Source organism: Paenibacillus paludis, from assembly GCF_042610515.1.
GTDB lineage: Bacteria > Bacillota > Bacilli > Paenibacillales > Paenibacillaceae > Paenibacillus_AQ.
Window position 1 is genome coordinate 416,636 of record NZ_JBGJZP010000004.1, and the last position, 19,298, is coordinate 435,933.

Annotated in this window: 22 protein-coding genes and 1 tRNA gene; 2 read left to right on the plus strand and 21 right to left on the minus strand. The window is 46.8% G+C overall.

Annotated elements, in window-relative coordinates; genetic code table 11:
• Positions 1-125: 125 nt before the first annotated feature.
• The 5 genes from ACAN56_RS10660 to rpsF all read right to left on the minus strand — a co-directional run bounded on the left by ACAN56_RS10660 (position 126) and on the right by rpsF (position 4,255).
• On the minus strand, positions 126-2,108 hold the full coding sequence (locus ACAN56_RS10660; protein WP_379142632.1) for an endonuclease MutS2: 1,983 nt from the start codon (positions 2,106-2,108) through the stop codon (positions 126-128).
• A gap of 405 nt (positions 2,109-2,513) precedes the next feature.
• Positions 2,514-2,888: a VOC family protein gene (locus ACAN56_RS10665; RefSeq protein ID WP_379142664.1), complete on the minus strand. Its 375-nt coding sequence runs from the start codon at positions 2,886-2,888 to the stop codon at positions 2,514-2,516.
• A gap of 234 nt (positions 2,889-3,122) precedes the next feature.
• A complete protein-coding gene (gene rpsR / locus ACAN56_RS10670; protein WP_019914552.1) occupies positions 3,123-3,395 on the minus strand; it encodes a 30S ribosomal protein S18 in 273 nt (90 codons plus the stop codon).
• 21 nt (positions 3,396-3,416) lie between these two features.
• The gene (gene ssb / locus ACAN56_RS10675) at positions 3,417-3,923 is read right to left on the minus strand and encodes a single-stranded DNA-binding protein (protein WP_038598246.1); all 507 of its coding nucleotides are present in this window, start codon (positions 3,921-3,923) and stop codon (positions 3,417-3,419) included.
• A 47-nt stretch (positions 3,924-3,970) separates the two neighbouring features.
• Complete coding sequence (gene rpsF / locus ACAN56_RS10680) at positions 3,971-4,255, minus strand: 30S ribosomal protein S6 (protein WP_038598251.1); 285 nt, start codon at positions 4,253-4,255, stop codon at positions 3,971-3,973.
• Between the two features lie 215 nt (positions 4,256-4,470).
• On the opposite strand from rpsF, the gene ACAN56_RS10685 reads away from it, so the two are divergent.
• Positions 4,471-4,668 carry a YjzC family protein gene (locus ACAN56_RS10685; RefSeq protein WP_038598253.1) on the plus strand — a complete coding sequence of 66 codons (198 nt, stop codon included), beginning with the start codon at positions 4,471-4,473 and terminating at the stop codon, positions 4,666-4,668.
• Between the two features lie 349 nt (positions 4,669-5,017).
• Here ACAN56_RS10685 and ACAN56_RS10690 read toward each other — a convergent pair.
• From ACAN56_RS10690 to ACAN56_RS10705, 4 genes are all read right to left on the minus strand, one after another.
• Positions 5,018-5,108 (minus strand) — tRNA-Ser (locus ACAN56_RS10690).
• Between the two features lie 47 nt (positions 5,109-5,155).
• Complete coding sequence (locus tag ACAN56_RS10695; protein WP_038598254.1) at positions 5,156-5,362, minus strand: DUF951 domain-containing protein; 207 nt, start codon at positions 5,360-5,362, stop codon at positions 5,156-5,158.
• Positions 5,362-6,393, minus strand: a complete 1,032-nt coding sequence (locus tag ACAN56_RS10700; protein ID WP_379142637.1) for a mechanosensitive ion channel family protein — start codon at positions 6,391-6,393, stop codon at positions 5,362-5,364. The genes ACAN56_RS10695 and ACAN56_RS10700 overlap by 1 nt, the downstream gene beginning before the upstream one ends.
• On the minus strand, positions 6,386-6,661 hold the full coding sequence (locus tag ACAN56_RS10705; protein WP_038598256.1) for a putative Se/S carrier protein: 276 nt from the start codon (positions 6,659-6,661) through the stop codon (positions 6,386-6,388). The genes ACAN56_RS10700 and ACAN56_RS10705 overlap by 8 nt, the downstream gene beginning before the upstream one ends.
• Positions 6,662-6,813: 152 nt before the next feature.
• Between ACAN56_RS10705 and yyaC the strand changes: the two genes are divergently transcribed.
• Positions 6,814-7,422 carry a spore protease YyaC gene (gene yyaC / locus ACAN56_RS10710; protein ID WP_038598257.1) on the plus strand — a complete coding sequence of 203 codons (609 nt, stop codon included), beginning with the start codon at positions 6,814-6,816 and terminating at the stop codon, positions 7,420-7,422.
• On the opposite strand, the gene ACAN56_RS10715 is transcribed toward yyaC, so the two are convergent.
• The 12 genes from ACAN56_RS10715 to rpmH form a co-directional block, all read right to left on the minus strand.
• Positions 7,394-7,894, minus strand: a complete 501-nt coding sequence (locus ACAN56_RS10715) for a DUF4446 family protein (protein ID WP_038598258.1) — start codon at positions 7,892-7,894, stop codon at positions 7,394-7,396. The genes yyaC and ACAN56_RS10715 overlap by 29 nt on opposite strands.
• A gap of 20 nt (positions 7,895-7,914) precedes the next feature.
• Positions 7,915-9,078: an aminotransferase class V-fold PLP-dependent enzyme gene (locus ACAN56_RS10720; RefSeq protein ID WP_379142666.1), complete on the minus strand. Its 1,164-nt coding sequence runs from the start codon at positions 9,076-9,078 to the stop codon at positions 7,915-7,917.
• A 94-nt stretch (positions 9,079-9,172) separates the two neighbouring features.
• A complete protein-coding gene (locus ACAN56_RS10725; protein ID WP_379142640.1) occupies positions 9,173-10,015 on the minus strand; it encodes a ParB/RepB/Spo0J family partition protein in 843 nt (280 codons plus the stop codon).
• Positions 10,008-10,769, minus strand: a complete 762-nt coding sequence (locus ACAN56_RS10730; RefSeq protein ID WP_038598260.1) for a ParA family protein — start codon at positions 10,767-10,769, stop codon at positions 10,008-10,010. Before ACAN56_RS10730 ends, ACAN56_RS10725 begins: the two co-directional genes overlap by 8 nt.
• A 212-nt stretch (positions 10,770-10,981) precedes the next feature.
• Positions 10,982-11,797 (minus strand): nucleoid occlusion protein, encoded by an 816-nt coding sequence (gene noc / locus ACAN56_RS10735; protein ID WP_038598262.1) that lies wholly within the window; start codon positions 11,795-11,797, stop codon positions 10,982-10,984.
• A gap of 486 nt (positions 11,798-12,283) precedes the next feature.
• Positions 12,284-13,006 (minus strand): 16S rRNA (guanine(527)-N(7))-methyltransferase RsmG, encoded by a 723-nt coding sequence (gene rsmG, locus ACAN56_RS10740; RefSeq protein ID WP_038598264.1) that lies wholly within the window; start codon positions 13,004-13,006, stop codon positions 12,284-12,286.
• Positions 13,007-13,009: 3 nt separating this feature from the next.
• Positions 13,010-14,896, minus strand: a complete 1,887-nt coding sequence (mnmG, locus tag ACAN56_RS10745) for a tRNA uridine-5-carboxymethylaminomethyl(34) synthesis enzyme MnmG (RefSeq protein ID WP_038598265.1) — start codon at positions 14,894-14,896, stop codon at positions 13,010-13,012.
• A gap of 94 nt (positions 14,897-14,990) precedes the next feature.
• Positions 14,991-16,367, minus strand: a complete 1,377-nt coding sequence (mnmE, locus tag ACAN56_RS10750) for a tRNA uridine-5-carboxymethylaminomethyl(34) synthesis GTPase MnmE (RefSeq protein ID WP_076114396.1) — start codon at positions 16,365-16,367, stop codon at positions 14,991-14,993.
• A gap of 98 nt (positions 16,368-16,465) precedes the next feature.
• Complete coding sequence (jag, locus tag ACAN56_RS10755; RefSeq protein WP_038598268.1) at positions 16,466-17,200, minus strand: RNA-binding cell elongation regulator Jag/EloR; 735 nt, start codon at positions 17,198-17,200, stop codon at positions 16,466-16,468.
• Positions 17,197-18,084, minus strand: a complete 888-nt coding sequence (locus tag ACAN56_RS10760) for a YidC/Oxa1 family membrane protein insertase (protein WP_340895743.1) — start codon at positions 18,082-18,084, stop codon at positions 17,197-17,199. Before ACAN56_RS10760 ends, jag begins: the two co-directional genes overlap by 4 nt.
• A gap of 75 nt (positions 18,085-18,159) precedes the next feature.
• Entirely contained in the window at positions 18,160-18,510 is a 351-nt protein-coding gene (rnpA, locus tag ACAN56_RS10765; protein WP_038598273.1) for a ribonuclease P protein component, read from the minus strand.
• Positions 18,511-18,845: 335 nt separating this feature from the next.
• Positions 18,846-18,980 carry a 50S ribosomal protein L34 gene (rpmH, locus tag ACAN56_RS10770; RefSeq protein WP_019914530.1) on the minus strand — a complete coding sequence of 45 codons (135 nt, stop codon included), beginning with the start codon at positions 18,978-18,980 and terminating at the stop codon, positions 18,846-18,848.
• Positions 18,981-19,298: the final 318 nt, after the last annotated feature.

A 19,298-nucleotide genomic window follows, 5' to 3' on the forward strand; every position in this document is an offset into this window, starting at 1 on the left:
TGATAAACCACATTATAGAGGATATACAATATTCTCCGTAAAGAAAAGACCATATTTGTAACCTTTGTGCGGCGGACACAAAAAGGCCTGCCTTTTCGGGGCAGACCTCCGTTCAGAATTTATGCCTATTGTTCCTCATCCGTATGGATGATCGTCACGCCTTCAACATGTCTTTTTCGCATCAGCTTGCGCTTTTTACGGGTATCCTTGCTCTCGAAAATTATATCAAAATCATAATCGTCAGGGTACAGCTCCGCTTTGGAGAGGTAGGGTTTCAGGCGTTTGTGATTTATTTGCATTTTTTGCTTTTGAATCATGACCCCAACCATTCCCAGGTCATTTCGCTTCTCATACACAATTCCCGTTCTTCCAAGGGAGCTGACATACACCGCATCCCCTACCTCAAAACTTACGGCCTGCTTCTTGCTGTTTGCTTCCTCCGCAGAGTCAATCTGTTCTCCGCCTTCTTGTGTCCTCTCTTTGTCCTCTTCATTCGATTCAACGGACACTCTCACTCCGTCAGTCTTGTGCCCTGTGTGCCCGGCATTAGGGCTGCTCCAGACCACTCTCCCGCCCTGGTGTTCCCGCTGCTGGGCTACAAGCTGCTGCGAGCGCTGAATAACATTGCCCGGGATACCCAGCTTCTCGGCGATTTGCAGCGCATAGCTTTCACCCGCCTCGCCAATGGTCAGCTTGTAGAGCGGCCGGAGTGTCTCTTTATCGAACTCCATCCGCGCATTCTGGAATCCCGGGGTTGAAGCAGCAAACACTTTTAGCTCATTAAAATGAGTAGTGACAATGATATTCGCCCCTTTGCGGTTCAGTTCCTCAAGAATAGCTATCGAGAGAGCAAAACCTTCACCGGGATCTGTCCCTGCCGCCAGCTCATCAATCAGCAGCAGCACCCCTTTGCCGGCATCCTGCAGCATTCCCTCAATGCTCTTCATCTGGGCAGAAAAGGTGCTCAGCGACTGCGTCAGGCTCTGTCCGTCTCCAATAACACTGATTACATCGCTGAATACAGCAAAGTCACAGTCCTCCTCTACAGGAACCAGCATTCCGGAATGCACCATTAAGGTAAGTAGGCCCAGCGTTTTGAGCACAACTGTTTTCCCGCCAGTATTGGGGCCTGTTACAATCAAAGACTTATAGCCCTTGCCAAACTCCAGACTGACCGGCACCATATCCCTTAGCTTCGGATGCCTGCCGCCGTTCATCCTCAAGTAACCACGATCATTCAAAGCCACTCTCCTCGCCCCAAGTGTGCGGGCGTACTTAGCTTTGGCAAAGATGAAATCATACGTGCCGGTCACATCGATATTGACCCGCAAGGCTTCCTGCTCCTGTTCCACCATGCCGCTGAGCATGCTTAGAATCATTCCCTCTTCCCGTGCCTCGTCAGCAGCCAGCAGCTCCAGCTCTCCCTGTAGGGCGGCTATATCATAAGGCTCGACGAAGACGGTCTGTCCGCTGGTGGATTGATCCAGCACTGAGCCTTTCACCTGCTTGTGATATTCGCGTTTTACAGGAATAACATAACGCCCGCCGCGCATGCTGACCAGATTCTCCTGGAGGATAGACTGGTGCTTGGACATAATGCTCTCCAGCTTCCTGTTCAGCCTCTCTTTAGCTACTGCCAGACGCTTGCGCACTCTCTCCAGCCCTTTACTCGCCTGGTCTTCTATGACCCCAAACCGGATACAGCGTTCAATTTCCTCTCTGACATGCCTCAATTCCTGCAGAGAAGCTCCGTAGGCGGCGATCCGCGGTGCACTTTGCTCCTTAGAGGCCATATACTTGCGCAGCTGACTGCAGCTGTTCAGAAAGGTGCATACCGACATAAGATCCTGCTCGTTATACATATATCCGGTACCCAGCAGTGACATGATCGACTCGATTCCCTCCAGAGAAGGCAACGGAACACTTGCCCCTCTTCCCAGCAGCTCATAGGCTTCATCCGTTTCATCCATTGCCCGGTGGATTGCCGGCAGGTAAGTCATCGGTGCCAGCTCATTTACATATCTTCTTCCTTCATAGGATACTGCATGCCGTGCCAAATCCTGTTTGATCTCTTCGTATTCAAGGGTATTCAAACTTTGCAGATTCAATGTTTCTCCTCCTCTATTGTCGACCTGAATGTATCAGGCGTGATTGTTCCTAACGCAAAAAAGGGCAAAGACTGCCACTACGGCAGTCCTTGCCCTCATTTATATGGTGTTGTCTCTGAAAACAGAAAAAACCGTGCTGCAAGAGCACGGTTAATTACAAAGAGAACAACAGCCGTAAAGAGGCCATCGTGACGCTTCGTGTGTTCTTAACTAAATCATTCACCTTCAACAACCAGAGCATGTCGCGGGACAGACTCAAACAGAGCACACGTATCGCCTAATCCGATACCTGGCGCAGCTAATTGTTCAGGTAATATGAAATTGCTTAGTTAAGAACGCTCACCAACATCAAAATTTCCCCTTTAGTTTAGGATAACTGTAATTTACTACATTCTGTGACATCCGTCAATTGGCAACAAAACAGTTCAATACCCAACTAATTCTATTCTTACTATCTGCAACTTGTCCATGAAGAGCGCCGAAGAAAGTCTTTTGCAGCTCAACCAGGACTTGACCGCCATCAGCAATCAGTTTGTCATAAATGCCGCGCAGCTGTTCCTCACTGTCCAGCCCCATAATAATGTTGACATTTTCCGTCTTGGTGCCTTTCCCGTAATCATCGGAGAAATGGATCAGACTCTGGCCCAGATGCAGCTCTGCATGCAGCCATTTGCCTTTATGCTCATTCAAAATCTTAATTTCCCCGCCAAACACGCTCTGATAATATTCTACCGATTCCTGTACATTCTCAATGACTACAAAGGGGCTTGCACTGACCATCATCATGCCTCCAAGAATTAAATTATGCGGCTGTTTAGCTTCCGTCATTTCTTAATCATTATATACAATTAAGTATTTATGACCAAGCGGGCATACTTTGACCGCAGCCGTCCTGCTATCATTTGGTTTTATCCGTCTTTCTTCTATTTAGCTGAGGCCAGTTAATGCGGGAGGGGGTCGTTTAGGAGCAAATAAAAAAGCAGCCGGTTGCCCGGCTGCTTTGTATAAAACGTCCTATTCCGTTGTGTAAGGCAGCAGCGCGATTTGACGCGAGCGTTTTACAGCAATGGTCAGAGCGCGTTGGTATTTTGCACTTGTACCTGTTACACGACGCGGCAAAATCTTTCCGCGTTCGCTGATGAACTTCTTAAGAAGCTCAGTGTCTTTATAATCAATGTGAGTAATTTTGTTCACAGTGAAGTAGCACACTTTTTTGCGCTTGTTGCGTCCACCACGACGTGCCGGTCTTTTGTCGTTGTCTCCGCCTTCTCTTTGTTTGAAAGCCATGTTCAGTTCAGTCCTTCCTTATTAAAATGGCAAATCATCGTCCGATATATCGATCGGTTTTCCATCGCCCGAAAAAGGATCTTGATTATTGTTGTTGTTACGCGTGAAATTATTGCTATTTCCGCGTCCACTGTTACCGCCGCCACCGCCATAGGCTGGTTCTTCAGGAGTACCTGCACCACTTGGTGTATTTCCGCCTTCACGGTTCTGCGAAGATTCCAGGAAACGGACATTATCGGCAATGACTTCGGTTACGTATACACGTTTACCTTCGTTATTCTCGTAATTCCGTACTTGGATGCGTCCTTCCACGGCTGCCAGTCGTCCTTTGCGCAAGTAATTGGCACAGGTCTCAGCCAGCTGTCTCCAGGTTACTACCGGGATGAAGTCCGCCTCGCGTTCACCGTTCTGGCCCGTAAAGTTGCGGTCTACAGCAAGTGTAAACTGCGTTACGGCAACACCAGCGGGAGTATAACGAAGTTCCGGGTCACGGGTCAACCGACCGATCAGAATGATACGGTTCAACAATTCAATCCCCTCCTTTAACGCGATCAATTACAAAGCTTGTCAACATCTTAGGCAACGTCGTTCGTAATGAGATAACGAATTACTTCGTCGGAAATCTTCATGAGACGTTCCAATTCGGTAACTACTGCAGGTTCTGCATTGAAGTTAACCAAAACATAAACGCCATCACGGAATTTCTTGATCTCATACGCAAGACGGCGTTTACCTTGCACATCGTGCTTTGTAATTTCTCCGCCGTTGGAGATGATGCCTTGGAATTTTTCGACTGCTGCTTGAACGGCTTCTTGTTCAATGTCAGGACGAATAATGTACATGACTTCATATTTGCGCATAATTTTCACCTCCTTATGGTCTGCGGCCCCTGATCACGTCAGGAGCAAGGAACGAGCACAAACATAGACTCGCACCGTATTAATATACCAAATAGTTCTGACGAGTGCAAGCAATATTAATCAATGCCATTTCCAGGTACTTTTTAGCTACATGAACAACCCCACGAGTGCGCACAATATAACTGTATTCACCACTCTAGAGAAGGAGGGATATCATGGGCGAACAGACGGAATATGAAAAAGGCGACAAAGCACCTAACCCCGGTGTCTACATGGAAGTAGGCGAAGCACGCAGCTTCCACACACAGATCAGTAATCCGAAACGGATTGAAATGGAGAAGGGTGATACCTTCCCCGAAACCACCAACAAAAACCGCAAATGGAAAAAGGTCGAGAAAGCGCGGGTCCATTAATTTTTGAGCACCATGTATAAAAGAGTCGATCCTGTCCCATAATAAACTCAGGCAGTACAAAAGAGAGGTGTGGTTCCGTTGGACGTCGTAGACGAACACAATCACTGGGATTCTGATTCAGCAACTATTGTAACCCGGGAAGAGTAAGGGCTGGGCTCCTAAAAAAAGCACAGTTTCAGCACAACCCAATCACTTTAGCGGCTTTACACAGAGAAATTCCGAACATCATTGATGTACTGCCTCTGGAGAGGGACCCGAAAGGGTTCCTCTTTTTGTTGTTGATTAAGTACAAATAAAAAAACCTCCGCCGATCAGCGAAGGTTGGATTAACGACTATAAAGTGCTGTAGTGGCGGAGAGGGTGGGATTCGAACCCACGCACGCTGTGACACGCCTAACTGATTTCGAGTCAGCCCCCTTGGGCCTCTTGGGTACCTCTCCGCAGCAAGATTTATTGTATCATGATGCAGCTTGCTTTGCAAGCTTAATTATTCAAGTCCGCTTTCCGCTGCACGCAGAACCTTTTTCATGTTCTTCTCGAACTTTGCACGGGGAATCAGGACACTATGCTGGCAGCCGATGCACTTAATACGGATGTCCATACCCATGCGGATAATCTCCATTTCATTAGTGCCGCAAGGATGCGGCTTCTTCATCTGCACAACATCACCCAACTGGAAAACCTTACGTTCCATCACTCTTCCCCCTCTTCGCCTTCTCTTTCCTGAGCCGCAGCGACTTGCCTTCTCGGGTTATTCCCCTCGGTTTCCCGGGCTCTGCGTGCCGCTTCAAGCGCCTCGGCTTCCGCTGACCGAGCCTCGCGCTCCGCCAGTTCACGCGCTTCCTGCTCGGCCTTAGCCGCCTCCAGACTAGTCTGCTTCTCCAGCGCCTGTTTGATATCGCTCTGGATCTGCCGTTCTGCCGATTCTCTGGCGTTAGGGAGACAGTTCGCCGCTACACGAATCACATATTCTGAAGTGCTCATGGACTGAATACCCAGTATATTCGGGTACCCGAGTACATTTGAATTACGTTCCTCGATTCCCACAAGCGCCTCACCAATCAATGAAAGAGTGCCTTCAAGCCCCCGCTCTATTTTCACCGGAACATCCACCACCGCTAAAGCGTTGGCAAGGGAATAGTTGGTCACATTGATAATGGTACCATTCGGGATGATATGAACCTCACCGGTAGTGCTCAGCAGTCTTGTCGTTCTGAGACCGATCATCTCTACAGTCCCTTTATAAGTACCGGTCTGGATTACATCACCTACCGCGAACTGATCCTCAAAAATGATAAAGAATCCGGTAATTACATCCTTGACCAAACTCTGCGCTCCAAAACCAATAGCAAGCCCCACTACCCCGGCTCCTGCCAGCAGCGGGCCCAAATTAAAATTGAATTCAGCGAGAATTATCATGATCATTACAAAATTACAGATAAACGTAACCACATTCTTCAGCAGTCCCCCAACGGTTGAGAACCGGCGGCTGTTCACCAGTATTCTGCCACGGGTCTCCCGTTCCATTGAACGGTCAATGATCTTGGATACCACTTTTATAATGACCCGGGTCAGAATGAAAATGATAAGAATCCGCAAGCCTGAAAACAGTACATTGGCCCACATTTCCGTGTTGGTGAAAAACTCCCACACCTTATCACTAAGAGTATATGCAGCTTTCAATGGATCTGTAGGTTCTTCTGCATTCAACATCCACTTATTCATCTACTCCCTCCCCTTCGGTGATAAGTGTATAACCTCTTCCTTTATTGTCCTTGCCATAGATCCCGCGGATTTCAACGTCCTGCTCCGCTATAATCTTCCGCACTTCGCCGATTGCTCCCCGAAAGAACTGAATAGACATTGCACAGCCTGCTGTAATTTCTTTGGGAGTCGGGAAGATATCAATTTCGATTTCCGCGTATTCCAGCAGCATTTCGGCGCGCAGCGCCTGCTGCGTAGAATCAAAAGCAATCAGCAGCTCTTCCTCCATCTCCACGCCTCCCTCTGGGTTAAACGTCCTATCTCTTGCCCCTGTAGTATAAAAAATCTCTTTCATCCATATACTAGGATCATCAGCAACCTTTCAACTGAAAGACAAAGCTGCTGATATTTTCGTAGAGTCCCCTCAGAAAGGAAGATTATATGAATTCTTCTTCTAAAGCTGCACCACTGCAAGAACCATCCTGTTTAAAAATATCACATGCCGATCCCAATATCTATTCTGCCATTACTCACCGTCTGCTTTTTCACTTTTCCCGCACCCGTCCCGATACACCGATTGTAATCGTCTGTATAGGCACGGACCGTTCAACCGGAGATTCACTTGGGCCGCTGGTCGGAACAGCCCTGGCGCGGTTCCACAGCCCTCTGTTCCACCTGTATGGAACACTGGACGAGCCTGTGCATGCCGTTAATCTGGAAGAAACACTTACCCTCATCCGAGAGAAGTATAATAACCCTTTTATCATTGGTATAGATGCCTGCCTGGGCCATTCTACGAGTGTCGGCTGTATTCAGGTCGTGGATGGACCTTTAAAGCCCGGAGCGGGCGTAAACAAGCAACTCCCCCCTGTTGGCGATATCCATCTGACTGGCATCGTTAATGTAGGCGGCTTTATGGAGTACTTCGTATTACAAAACACAAGATTGAGCCTTGTAATGCGGTTATCTGATATTATTGCTGTCAGCCTCTATTCTGCCTTGAAACAGTGGAATCTCCATGCTAAATCTGCTGCAACGCGAGAGCAATAACTTCCTTCTCTTCCGGAGACAAAGGATATTGGGATTCTCCCGCTTCAAGCGGTTTGGAATAGATATAGGAGTTCTCACGATTATGAAGACTGGTGAGCACAATTCCGCTGCGATTATCATCCACTATTGCCAGCGAAAAGCTCAGGTCATTTCCGCGTTCACCGAAGGCATTATATCGCTTCATGGCCATTTTTGACTTCATGCCGCGCATTTTAGCCTGAGCAGCTTCAATCAAAGCCTTGTGCTCCTTCTGCTCCTCTTCCAGCATATCGCCTTGATTCTTAAGATCAATTAACAAGCTTTCCAGATCTTCCACACCACTACCGCTCATCATCGTTTCATATCTGCGCCGCATCTTGCCAAGCTTGCTGCCCTGAAGAATCAACACTATAGCCATTATTATAACCACAACGGTGAACGCAATAACAAACCAGGATAATTGCTCATTTATTAACTGATTCAATTCTGACATATATGGACCATCCTTCGTATTTATCTGCTGCGGGCAAAGCCATATAGTTCCTCCATGGCGACCAGCATTCTGTTTATATCATGTTCTGTGGAGCTGACTCCTACACTTGCCCGTACAGCACCGCTCTCCAGTGTCTCCGCCGCTTTATGGGCCAACGGAGTACAGTGCATACCGGCACGCACAGCAATGTTATACTCCCGGTCCAGCCGATGTGCAATCTCTGCCGACTCCTGCCCTTCTATTGTAAACGAAACAATCCCGCTGCGCGAAACACCAATTTCAGGCCCAAGCAACCTCATACCAGGAATGCCGGACAAGCCTTCCATTAGTTTCTGTGTCAGCAACCATTCCTGCCGGTGAATATTCGCCGGGCCTAAAGACTTAATCTTTCTCAAGCCTGCAAGCAGCCCGGCTATCCCCACAGCGTTCTGTGTCCCCGCTTCATACCGGTCAGGCCGAACAGTAGGCTGCTCACTGTTTTCAGACTGGCTGCCTGTCCCTCCATGCATCAATGGCTCTAAATCAAGGTTTGGAGCAATATATAGTCCTCCTGTCCCCTGCGGTCCAAGCAGCCCTTTATGACCAGGAAATGCAAGCAAATCAATATTCATTTGGGCTACATCTATTTCCAGCGTCCCGGCACTTTGCGCAGCATCCACCAGAAATACCGCTCCGTGAGACTTTGCGATGTCGCCAATTTCTCCGATCGGTAGAATACTGCCCAGCAGATTGGAACTATGATTGCAGATCACCATTTTAGTATTGCGTCTTAATGATTTTTGAAGTTCCAGCAAATCGACCTGGCCTTTAGAATCGACGCGCAAATAATCCACTTCCACTTCTAAAGTCCGGCGTAAATACTCCAGCGGCCTACGAACGGAATTATGTTCTGTCATCGTTGAGATGACATGATCCCCCCGTTGCAGTGTACCCTTAATGGCCATATTTAGCCCCATTGTTGTATTGTGGGTAAAGGCAATATCCTGTGCGTTGGAGATAGAAAAAAGTTCAGCAAGCATGCTTCGCGCTCTCACCAGCACCCTGCCTGTCCCAATGGCCAGCGAGTGATTACCACGGCCGGCATTCGCACCTGAGTGTTGCAGGGCATCCAGCATCGCGGCAGCCACCTCAGGGGGCTTAGGCCATGAAGTTGCCGCATGATCTAAATAAACCAATTCCTCCATCTCTCCACCCTCACTTTTTCTCATTTAAAAAACACACCCCTCCATATCCGCTAAAGGATATCTCAGGATATGTTTTCGGGCACAGATATCCAAATCAGTTTCCCAATAGTTCCAATAATCTTTCCAAGTCTTGGGCACTGTAATAATTGATTTCAATTTTGCCTTTTTCTTTACCTTGTTTAATCTTCACCGTTGTTTTGAATCGCTCGCGCAATCCTTCCTCAACATTATCAATGTATGGATCACGTTTAACAACTTTCGCTTTTATGCCATTGGTAGGTTTACGGTCCAGGTTCTTTACAACCTCTTCTAACTGTCTGACATTCCACTGCTGTTCCACACATTGATCGGCTAACTGCTTCACCGTCTCCGGATCTTTCAAGGCAACGATTGCCCGAGCATGTCCCATAGAAATTGTTCCACGTGAAACATATTCCTTCACTTCTTCCGGCAAAGTCAGCAGTCGTAAAAAATTAGCGATATGCGATCTTGATTTACCTACCTTCAGCGAAAGCTCCTCTTGGGTAAGCGAAAATTGATCCATTAGCCCTTGATAAGCAACTGCGATTTCCATCGCGTTTAAATTTTCCCGCTGCAGATTTTCAATCAGGGCAATTTCCATAACTTGCTGGTCGCTAAGACTTCGCACAACAGCAGGAATGGTTGCTTTTCCACAATATTGCGAAGCTCGGAATCTGCGTTCACCAGCGATGATTTCATAACCTTTTAGCACAGCGCGAACAATAATCGGTTGGATTACACCATGTTGTCTTATGGATTCAGCCAACTCCTGTATGGCTTCCTCATTAAAGTCCTTACGGGGCTGATAAGGGTTAGCGCGCAATTGTCCTAAAGGTATCTCCACAACCTTATCGTCTTCATTAATAGACAAGGATGGAATTAACGCATCGAGACCTTTCCCTAAACGCTTACTCATAAGAGATCACTTCCTTTGCCAACTCTAAGTACACTTCCGCTCCCTTGGAACGGGTATCATAAGTAATAATGGATTGCCCATGGGAAGGCGCTTCACTCAATCGTACATTACGTGGAATGATCGTTTTGTAAACTTTTTCCTGAAAATACTTTTTCACTTCTTCAATGACTTGGATCCCCAGATTAGTCCGGGCATCAAGCATGGTTAACAATACCCCTTCAATCTTCAAATGCGGGTTGAGGTTCTTTTGCACGAGCCGTACAGTATTAAGCAGCTGGCTTAATCCTTCAAGGGCATAATATTCACACTGGATAGGAATAATCACTGAATCTGCAGCCGTCAGTGAATTAATGGTAAGGATACCCAATGATGGAGGACAATCAATGATAATATAATCATAATTGCTCTTCACCGCATTAAGCGCCTTCTTCAGCTTCAACTCTCTGGAAATTGTAGATACCAATTCAATCTCCGCACCCGCCAATTGAATCGTTGCCGGGATAATATGAAGCCCCTCAATTTGTGTTTCCAATATCGTTTCCTGAGGATTCACTTCATTAATAAGGATATCATAAATGCAATTTGCTACATCCGCTTTGTTGACGCCAACGCCGCTGGTAGTGTTGCCTTGCGGATCAATATCGACAAGAAGCACTCTTTTCCCTAAAGTAGCCATACCGGCACCAAGGTTCACAGAGGTTGTCGTTTTACCGACTCCACCTTTTTGATTTGCTATGGCAATAATCTTGGACACTTATTTCACCTCGAATTGTTAGGAAGAATCATCTTGTAGGTCGTGAGTTGTTTTACGGCGTAATCGTAAATTGAATACGGCATCACTTTTTGCGAGAAATATAGACAAATATACAAGTATCATTTCATTTCTGTCTTATGTGATATACTCCGGTTCAAGTCACAGAAAAGGCGGCCAATCACCTCAGGGCCGCCTTCAGCTTTTAAAACGAATTATCTTTTTGGGATTTGGATCACGATCTCGTAATGGTCACCGCGGTCATTTTCCGAGGTTTTAATCTCCATTCCAGAACCCGATACCATATCTATGGATTGACGAATTGTATTTAGAGCGAGCCGGACATCCTTTGTATAGGAAACCCGTTTGGATTTTTTGGTTTGATTCACAGCTTTATAAAATGCGATCCTTGCCTCTGTCTGCTTAACATTTAAGCCTTTAGAAATAATCTCCGCAAGCACCTTCAACTGCATTTCCACACTGTCTAGAGATAATAAGGAACGGGCATGCCGTTCTGTAATTTGGCGCTCCATAAGTGAAGTTTTAACCTGTTCAGGTAATTGCAGCAAGCGAATTTTATTCGCGATTGTTGACTGGCTTTTACCGAGACGCTGTGCCAAGCTTTCTTGAGTCAATTGGTGAAGATCAATCAATTTCTGATAAGCGATAGCTTCTTCAATTGAGGTTAAACCTTCACGCTGCAAATTCTCGATTAAGGCAATAGATGCAGCCTGTGAATCATTGAACTCACGAACAATAGCCGGAATTGTCTCCAGACCAAGCTTCTTCACAGCCCGCCAGCGCCGTTCACCCGCGATAATCTCATACTGGGAATCGCGCATCCGCACGACAATAGGCTGGATCACACCGTGAGTTTTGATAGTCTGACAGAGCTCGTCTATCTTATCGTCATCAAAAATAGTCCGTGGCTGATAAGGACTGCTGATGACCTCATGAACCGGGATTTGTTTGATCTCTTCTCCGCTGCTCCGCTCGGTAAATCCAAAAAGCTTGGTGAATTGTTCTTTCATTCCGTTCATTACCACCTAATTTCGTTATAGTACGATCGCCTTGACCCTGTCTAGCGAAAAGCTTATCGTATCGTACAGCAAAAAGAAAGCTTCTATTGATTTCATTCCAAAAGATATTGCAGTTCTTTCGGTGGCGGTTCCCGGCGCAAAAATCTCTTTCCAGATGAAAAATCTGCAAAATCGGGAGTGCAACCCTTCCTAAAAGTCTTACTATATTATTCTATCACTTTTTCGCTCATAATCCTATTCTCCATATGGACCTATTTTTCCTGCAATGTATGCCACGAATAAAGCTATGGAGAAACACAAGTGGAAACGGCTTTGCCGTCCTTTTTAAGGACGGTACCGTTTCAGCGAGAAATAGAAGGATAAGTTATCGTGTGAAACATATAAATTCTTATATTTTAAAAAAAGATCAAGCCCTAAGGTATAAGGACTTGATCTTTACAACATTTATTCTCTTAAACGATGTTTCACGTGAAACAATCAGATCAAAGGAGATTTGGCCGGAATTCCCGCTTTACGCGGATATTTTGCTGGTGTGGCTCCTGTCTTGCGAATAATAACGATATGTCTGGCAGATTCCTCTACGGGTAAACTGAAGGATTCAACCTTTTGCAGTTCAGCGCGAAGCTCCTTGAAACTAAACTTCGCCTCCTTTAGTTCCTCAGCAGGATCACTACCCTTCATTGCTGCAAACACACCCTCTTTTTTCGTAAAAGGAAGACAGAATTCATTCAACAGGGATAAACGGGCAACCGCCCGGGCCGTAACTATATCATAGGCATCACGATGAACAAATTGTCGGGATACATCCTCTGCCCGGCCATGAATCAATTGAACATTTTCTAATCCCAGTGTATCGCATACATGCTGGAGAAAGGAAATTCGTTTGCTTAGTGAATCAACAATTGTCAGCTTCAAATGCGGGAAACAAATCTTAAGCGGAATCCCTGGGAAGCCGGCTCCTGATCCGATATCAGCCAAGCTTTTCGCATCATCCATCTTTAAATAGAAAGCAAGTGAAAGGGAATCATAAAAGTGTTTGGTATATACCTGATCCCGTTCGGTAATTCCGGTGAGATTCATTTTTTCATTCCAGGAAACCAGTTCCTGATAATAAAGCTCAAATTGCTTAAGCTGCTCCGGGTTCAGCTTGATTCCCTGTTCCTGAAGTAGAGCCGTAAACTGTGCTACAGTATTATCCATAGATTATCCTTTCGCTGCCGTCACACGATTGAAATGCTCCAAATGTACAAGGAGAATCGAAATATCTGCTGGTGTTACCCCAGCTATCCGCGAAGCCTGCCCGATTGAGATTGGAGCAATCTTAGTCAGCTTCTGCCGCGCTTCCATTGCCAATCCATGAATTTCGTTATAGTTGATACTCTCAGGAATCTTCTTCTTCTCCATCTTTTGCAGTTTTTCCACATGCTGCAGCTGTTTTTCAATATATCCGGCATATTTAATCTGAATTTCAACCTGCTCCTTCATCTCTTCGTCCAGTGCTTCAGGAGAAGGAGAAACCTGGTCCACGAAACTATACGTAAGCTCAGGGCGGCGCATCAGGGTAAGCATGTTGCTTCCATCTACGATTGGGGCAGACTCATAACCCGCAAGCGCATCATTGACCTCCACTGGTTTCACCTTAGTTTCCTGGAGCCGGACGATTTCACGTTCAACACGCTCTTTTTTATCCAGGAAAGCCGCATACCGCTGCTCTGGGATCAGACCAATATCATGTCCGATAGGCGTCAGACGCAGGTCAGCATTATCATGGCGAAGCAGCAGACGGTATTCCGCACGCGAGGTAAGCAGACGATATGGTTCATTAGTTCCTTTGGTCACCAGATCATCAATCAGTACGCCAATATAACCTTGTGACCGATCAAGTACTACCGGTTCTTTATCCTGAACTTTCCGCGCTGCATTAATACCTGCCATAACCCCCTGCCCTGCTGCCTCTTCATAGCCGGAGGTTCCATTGATTTGACCGGCAGTGAACAGCCCAGGCAAACGTTTGGTTTCCAGTGAAGGCCATAACTGTGTAGGAACCATGGCATCATATTCAATCGCATAACCATTACGCATCATTTCGACCTTTTCCATCCCTGGAATCGAACGGAGAACCGCCAGCTGAACATCTTCAGGAAGACTGGTCGAAAGTCCTTGTACATAGTATTCCGATGTGTTTTTTCCTTCCGGTTCAAGGAATATCTGGTGTTTGGATTTATCGCTGAAACGGACAACTTTATCTTCTATAGAAGGGCAATAACGGGGTCCTGTTCCTTCAATTATTCCAGTAAACATCGGCGCCCGGTGAAGATTGTCATTAATGATCTGATGAGTCACTTCAGAGGTATAGGTGAGCCAGCAAGGAAGCTGCTCATTCTGCGACGACTTCGTTTCAAATGAGAAGAACTTAGGTTTGTCATCGCCCGGCTGAATTTCTGTTTTGGAAAAATCAATCGTATCCTTATGCACACGTGGGGGTGTCCCCGTCTTAAAGCGCACCAGATCAAAACCAAGCTCACGCAAATTTTCGGACAACCGTACTGAAGGCTGCTGATTATTCGGCCCGCTCTCATATGTCAGCTCACCCATAATCACTTTGCCCCGCAAATAAGTTCCAGTCGTCAGAATAACCGTCTTGCTGCGGTACACCGTACCTGTCTTCGTAATTACACCCACACAGCGGCCGTCTTCAACGATAAGCTCCTCCACCATGCCCTGGCGCAGCGATAGGTTAGGGGTTTTCTCCATCGTTTCTTTCATCGCATGCTGATACAGGAATTTATCCGCTTGCGCGCGCAAGGCGTGGACTGCGGGTCCTTTACCTGTATTAAGCATACGCAATTGAATGTATGTCTTATCAATGTTGCGGCCCATTTCACCGCCGAGTGCATCAATTTCGCGCACTACATGGCCCTTGGCTGGGCCGCCAATGGACGGATTGCAGGGCATAAACGCCACCATATCCAGGTTTATCGTAATCATCAACGTATTGCAGCCCATGCGTGCAGCCGCCAGAGCAGCCTCGCAACCGGCATGTCCGGCGCCTATGACAACAACGTCATAGCTGCCTCCTTCATAACTCATGTCTTGTTCCTCCCCAAAGGCTGCGTTTCAATCGCAGTAATATGATGAACATGATCTGCAATAACTCATTAATGAATCATTCGCAAGAAGCATGCTATTTGCCTAAACAGAATTGCGAGAAAATTTGATCCAGCAGAGAATCGGCAGCAGTATCCCCGATAATTTCTCCAAGCTGCTCCCAAGCCAACCTTACATCGATCTGGATCATATCAATTGGAATATGCATCTCCGCAGCCTCGTACGCATCCTGAAGCGACCTATGCGCTTTTTTGAGCAGAGCGATATGGCGTACATTACTTACATAGGTCAAATCGCCCGATTCCAGCTTGCCGCCAAAAAAGAGCTCCGAAATAGCTTCTTCCAGTTTATCCAGACCTTCCTCTTCCAGTACCGACATCGGGACAATGCTGGCCTCGCTAAAATATTCGTGCAGCTTGGCTTTATCCAGGCGTGCCGGTAAGTCCATTTTATTCATGATGACTAACGCTTGTCTACCGTGGATTTGTTCCATAAGTTCCAGCTCATCTTCATGAAGCTCTTCATTTGCATTCAGCACCAGCAGAATCAGGTCAGCATCACTAAAAGCTGCTTTGGAACGCTCTACCCCGATTTTTTCCACCACATCCATGGTTTCACGAATACCTGCTGTATCCAGCAGCTTCAACGGTATATTATTAATCGTTACAAATTCCTCTATGACATCACGCGTTGTTCCTGGAATATCCGTTACAATCGCTTTGTTATCGCGAGCCAGTGCGTTCAGCAGGGATGATTTACCGACATTGGGACGGCCCACAATAGCTGTCGTAATGCCTTCGCGCAAAATTTTACCTTCATTAGCAGTCTTGAGCAGCTTATTAATGCCGTCCATTACTTCACTGCTCTTGTCTTTAATAAACTCGGCGGTTAAGGATTCCACATCATGTTCGGGATAATCAATATTCACTTCAATATGCGCCAGCGTCTCGATAAGGGTATGGCGCAGGGAGTGGATACGCTGGGACAAAGAACCGCTAACCTGCTTCAGCGCAACGGAAAAAGCACGGTCCGACTTGGAACGGATCAAATCAATTACCGCTTCTGCCTGGGAAAGGTCAATTCGTCCGCCCAAAAAAGCACGCTTGGTGAATTCACCCGGCTCAGCTAATCGGATATCCTGCTGTAACAGCAGATCCATCACTCTTCTAACCGAAATCACCCCGCCATGGGCACTGATCTCCACTACATCCTCTGTTGTAAAAGAACGAGGCCCCTTCATCACGGTTACCAGTACTTCTTCCATTCGTTCACCGTCAGCCGGACTTATAATATGACCGTAATGAACGGTATGCGATTCCGCTTCGGTCAGCGGGACCCGGCTGCGGAATAAGGGTGCGACCTGGGAGATGGCCTGTGGGCCGCTCACCCGGATGATCGCAATTCCCCCTTCGCCTAATGCCGTCGATACGGCAGCGATGGTGTCACTAAGCATGCTGTTATTCACCTCGATATAATCTATACTTTCTTCTATTTTAAAAAAAGCAATGACCCCTTACATTGGTCAAGGAGTCATTGCGGCAATATTAGTCTCTACTTCAATGTTATAACGACACGGCGATTCGGTTCTTCACCCTTACTAAGGGTGTTAACCTGCCGGTGATCCTGCAGTCTGGCATGTATAATCTTCCGTTCCTGCGGTGACATCGGCTCCAGAACGACCTCTTTACGGGTTCGAACTACCCGTCCCGCAAGCCGGTCAGCCAGCTCTTCCAATGTCTTTTTGCGGCGTTCGCGGAAATTCTCCGCATCCAGCACCAGCCGGATGAAACTGTCAGAATAACGGTTGGCCACAATATTAGCCAAATACTGCAAAGCATCGAGAGTTTGTCCTCTTCTGCCGATCAGCAGCCCCAGATCCGGACCGGAAATTTGCAGAATGGTCGATTCCTTTGTATGAACGATTTCCACTTCTACCTCAAGCCCCATACTCTTGGCGACATCCACGATGAAATGAACGGCTTCTTGGTATGCTTCCTCCACCGGTTGTCCGGAATCTTGGCGCGGCACGCCGCCGACAGCCTCCTGTTTGCTCTCTCTAGATGACTGCTGAGGCATTGACGGAGCACTCGCCGCTGATGCCGGTGCGGCCTCGGCAATTAAGGTTAATTCAACCTTGGCATCCTTCGCACCGATCAATCCAAGGAATCCTCTTGACGGCTGTTCAAGTACGTTGACCGTGACCCGGTCCTTTTGAACTCCAAGCTGGTTAAGTCCCCGTTCTACAGCTTCTTCAATGGTTTTCCCTGTTGCGACGATTTTGCTCATTTTGACTTTTTGGCCCCCTTCGATCCTTTGCTTCCATTGCTTTTCGTAGCGGAAGCAGGATTCTTGCTCTTCACAAGGTTAACTTCACTGCTGCTGCCGGCACCTGCAACAGCCAATTTGGTCTTATCGTTGTTGCGGTATAAGAAGTAGTTCTGAATAATGGTGTAAAGGTTACTGTAGAACCAGTACAGTGGAAGTGCTGAAGGGAAATTGTAGGACATGATGAAAATCAGAACCGGATATACCATCATCATGAACTGCATAGGGCCCTGCTGTTGAACCGGATTCATCTTGGTCATCATTCTGGTCTGCAGGAATGTAGTAGCTGCAGCCAGCAACGGCAGGATGAACAGATGATCGGGTTTTCCGAGCTGGAGCCACAAGAACGAATGCTCCCGCAGAGCAGGGTTGTAATAGATCGAGTTGTAAAGAGCGATAAAAATCGGCATTTGCACAATCAGCGGCAGACAGCCGGAAATCGGATTCACCTTATTCTCCTGGAACAGGCGCATCGTTTCTTGCTGTACTTTTTCAGGCTGATCTTTATATTTTTTCTGGATCTTTTGGAGTTCCGGTTGAATGGCCTGCATCGCACGCGAGCTCCTTACCTGCTTCATGGTAAGCGGCAAAATTAACGTGCGGACGATCAAAACCATTACAAGTACGGCTAGTCCATACTGTCCATCAAACCATTTTGCGAAAGTATCGAGCGCTATGGCGAAATAATAAACGACATTACTTTGCCAAAAGCTTCCGTTCTTCAAATCCTCCGTAGTGTGCGTAACCGCTGATGATGGAGCGCACCCTGACAGAACAGCAATCATCAGTACCATTAGGCCGAGGAGAAGAAATTGTTTTCCTCGTCTAGTCTTCAATAGAGACACTTCAAAACCCCTCTCATAAACATTCCATTGCACCGTAAATCATACCATAATTATGAATACAAATAAACAAGCCCCTTACTTGCGTGAAGCCTTGAGCAGCTTGGCTTTGCGCAGCACATGAAGCGCACTTTTCTCCAGCTCGGCGTAATCCATGGAAAGTGCTCCTTTACGAACGATGAAGACCATGTCCAGCCCGCCGGCAATTTCCGGTTCATGATGGCGGATAATTTCCTTCACCAGTCGTCTCATCCGGTTACGGACGACGGCGTTTCCGACCTTTTTGCTAACCGACACACCCAACCGGAACCGCTCCACCTCTTTTCTGCTGAACCAATACACTACAAATTGATGATTCGCAAATGACTTCCCATGGCGATATACGCGACTGAAGTCGGCACGGTTTCGTAATCGTAATCTTTTGTGCACGGGAATCTCCTATTCAAAGACCGGACACGATGAGCTCCGGAATTTTTCTTCTAATTAGTATAGTCATCCGGCTGCCGCCATAAACGGTTAAGTCCGGACATATGGCTTATTCCTTCATTTACATCCGCATACATTAAAAAGCCCCGCAAAGTATAGCCAACATCCTCTGCAGAGCTTAACAAATATTCATGCACTCGTGAAAAACGGAACCTCCTCCATTATAAAGGGCGATATCCGTTTCTCAGGCTATATAAGGAAGCGAATCAGATGATCCACCTGTCCAGCCCCCTTATATTTAAAAAAGGACCACCGCAGTGGTCCTTAAGTGGCCTAACTTACGCACTCAAAACTTTTCTGCCTTTCAAGCGGCGGGCTGCCAGCACTTTGCGGCCGTTTTTCGTGCTCATTCTTTTGCGGAAACCATGCACCTTCTTGCGTTTGCTCACATTCGGTTTGAACGTCGGTCTCATGTATTGCACCTCCCTTACAGGAACTTAATTACTGTCATATTAGCAGAAACGGACTAAGCCGCTCTTTTGAGTAGGGACAGTATCTACAAGTATTGTCATTATAATTTGAAGACATATCCTCACAGAAAACACCTTTATATATTTAAACACATAATGTGCGAAAAAGTCAACCTTGTCTCTCCAACCTTACTCCCCCTCATTTAAATCCGCTTATCCACAATCCACCGATCCAAAAATTTAATCCACAGCGTTTTACAGTTATCCACCTGTGCGCAAAAAATGAAGTCGACTAATCACACATGCGCACAACCTGTGTAT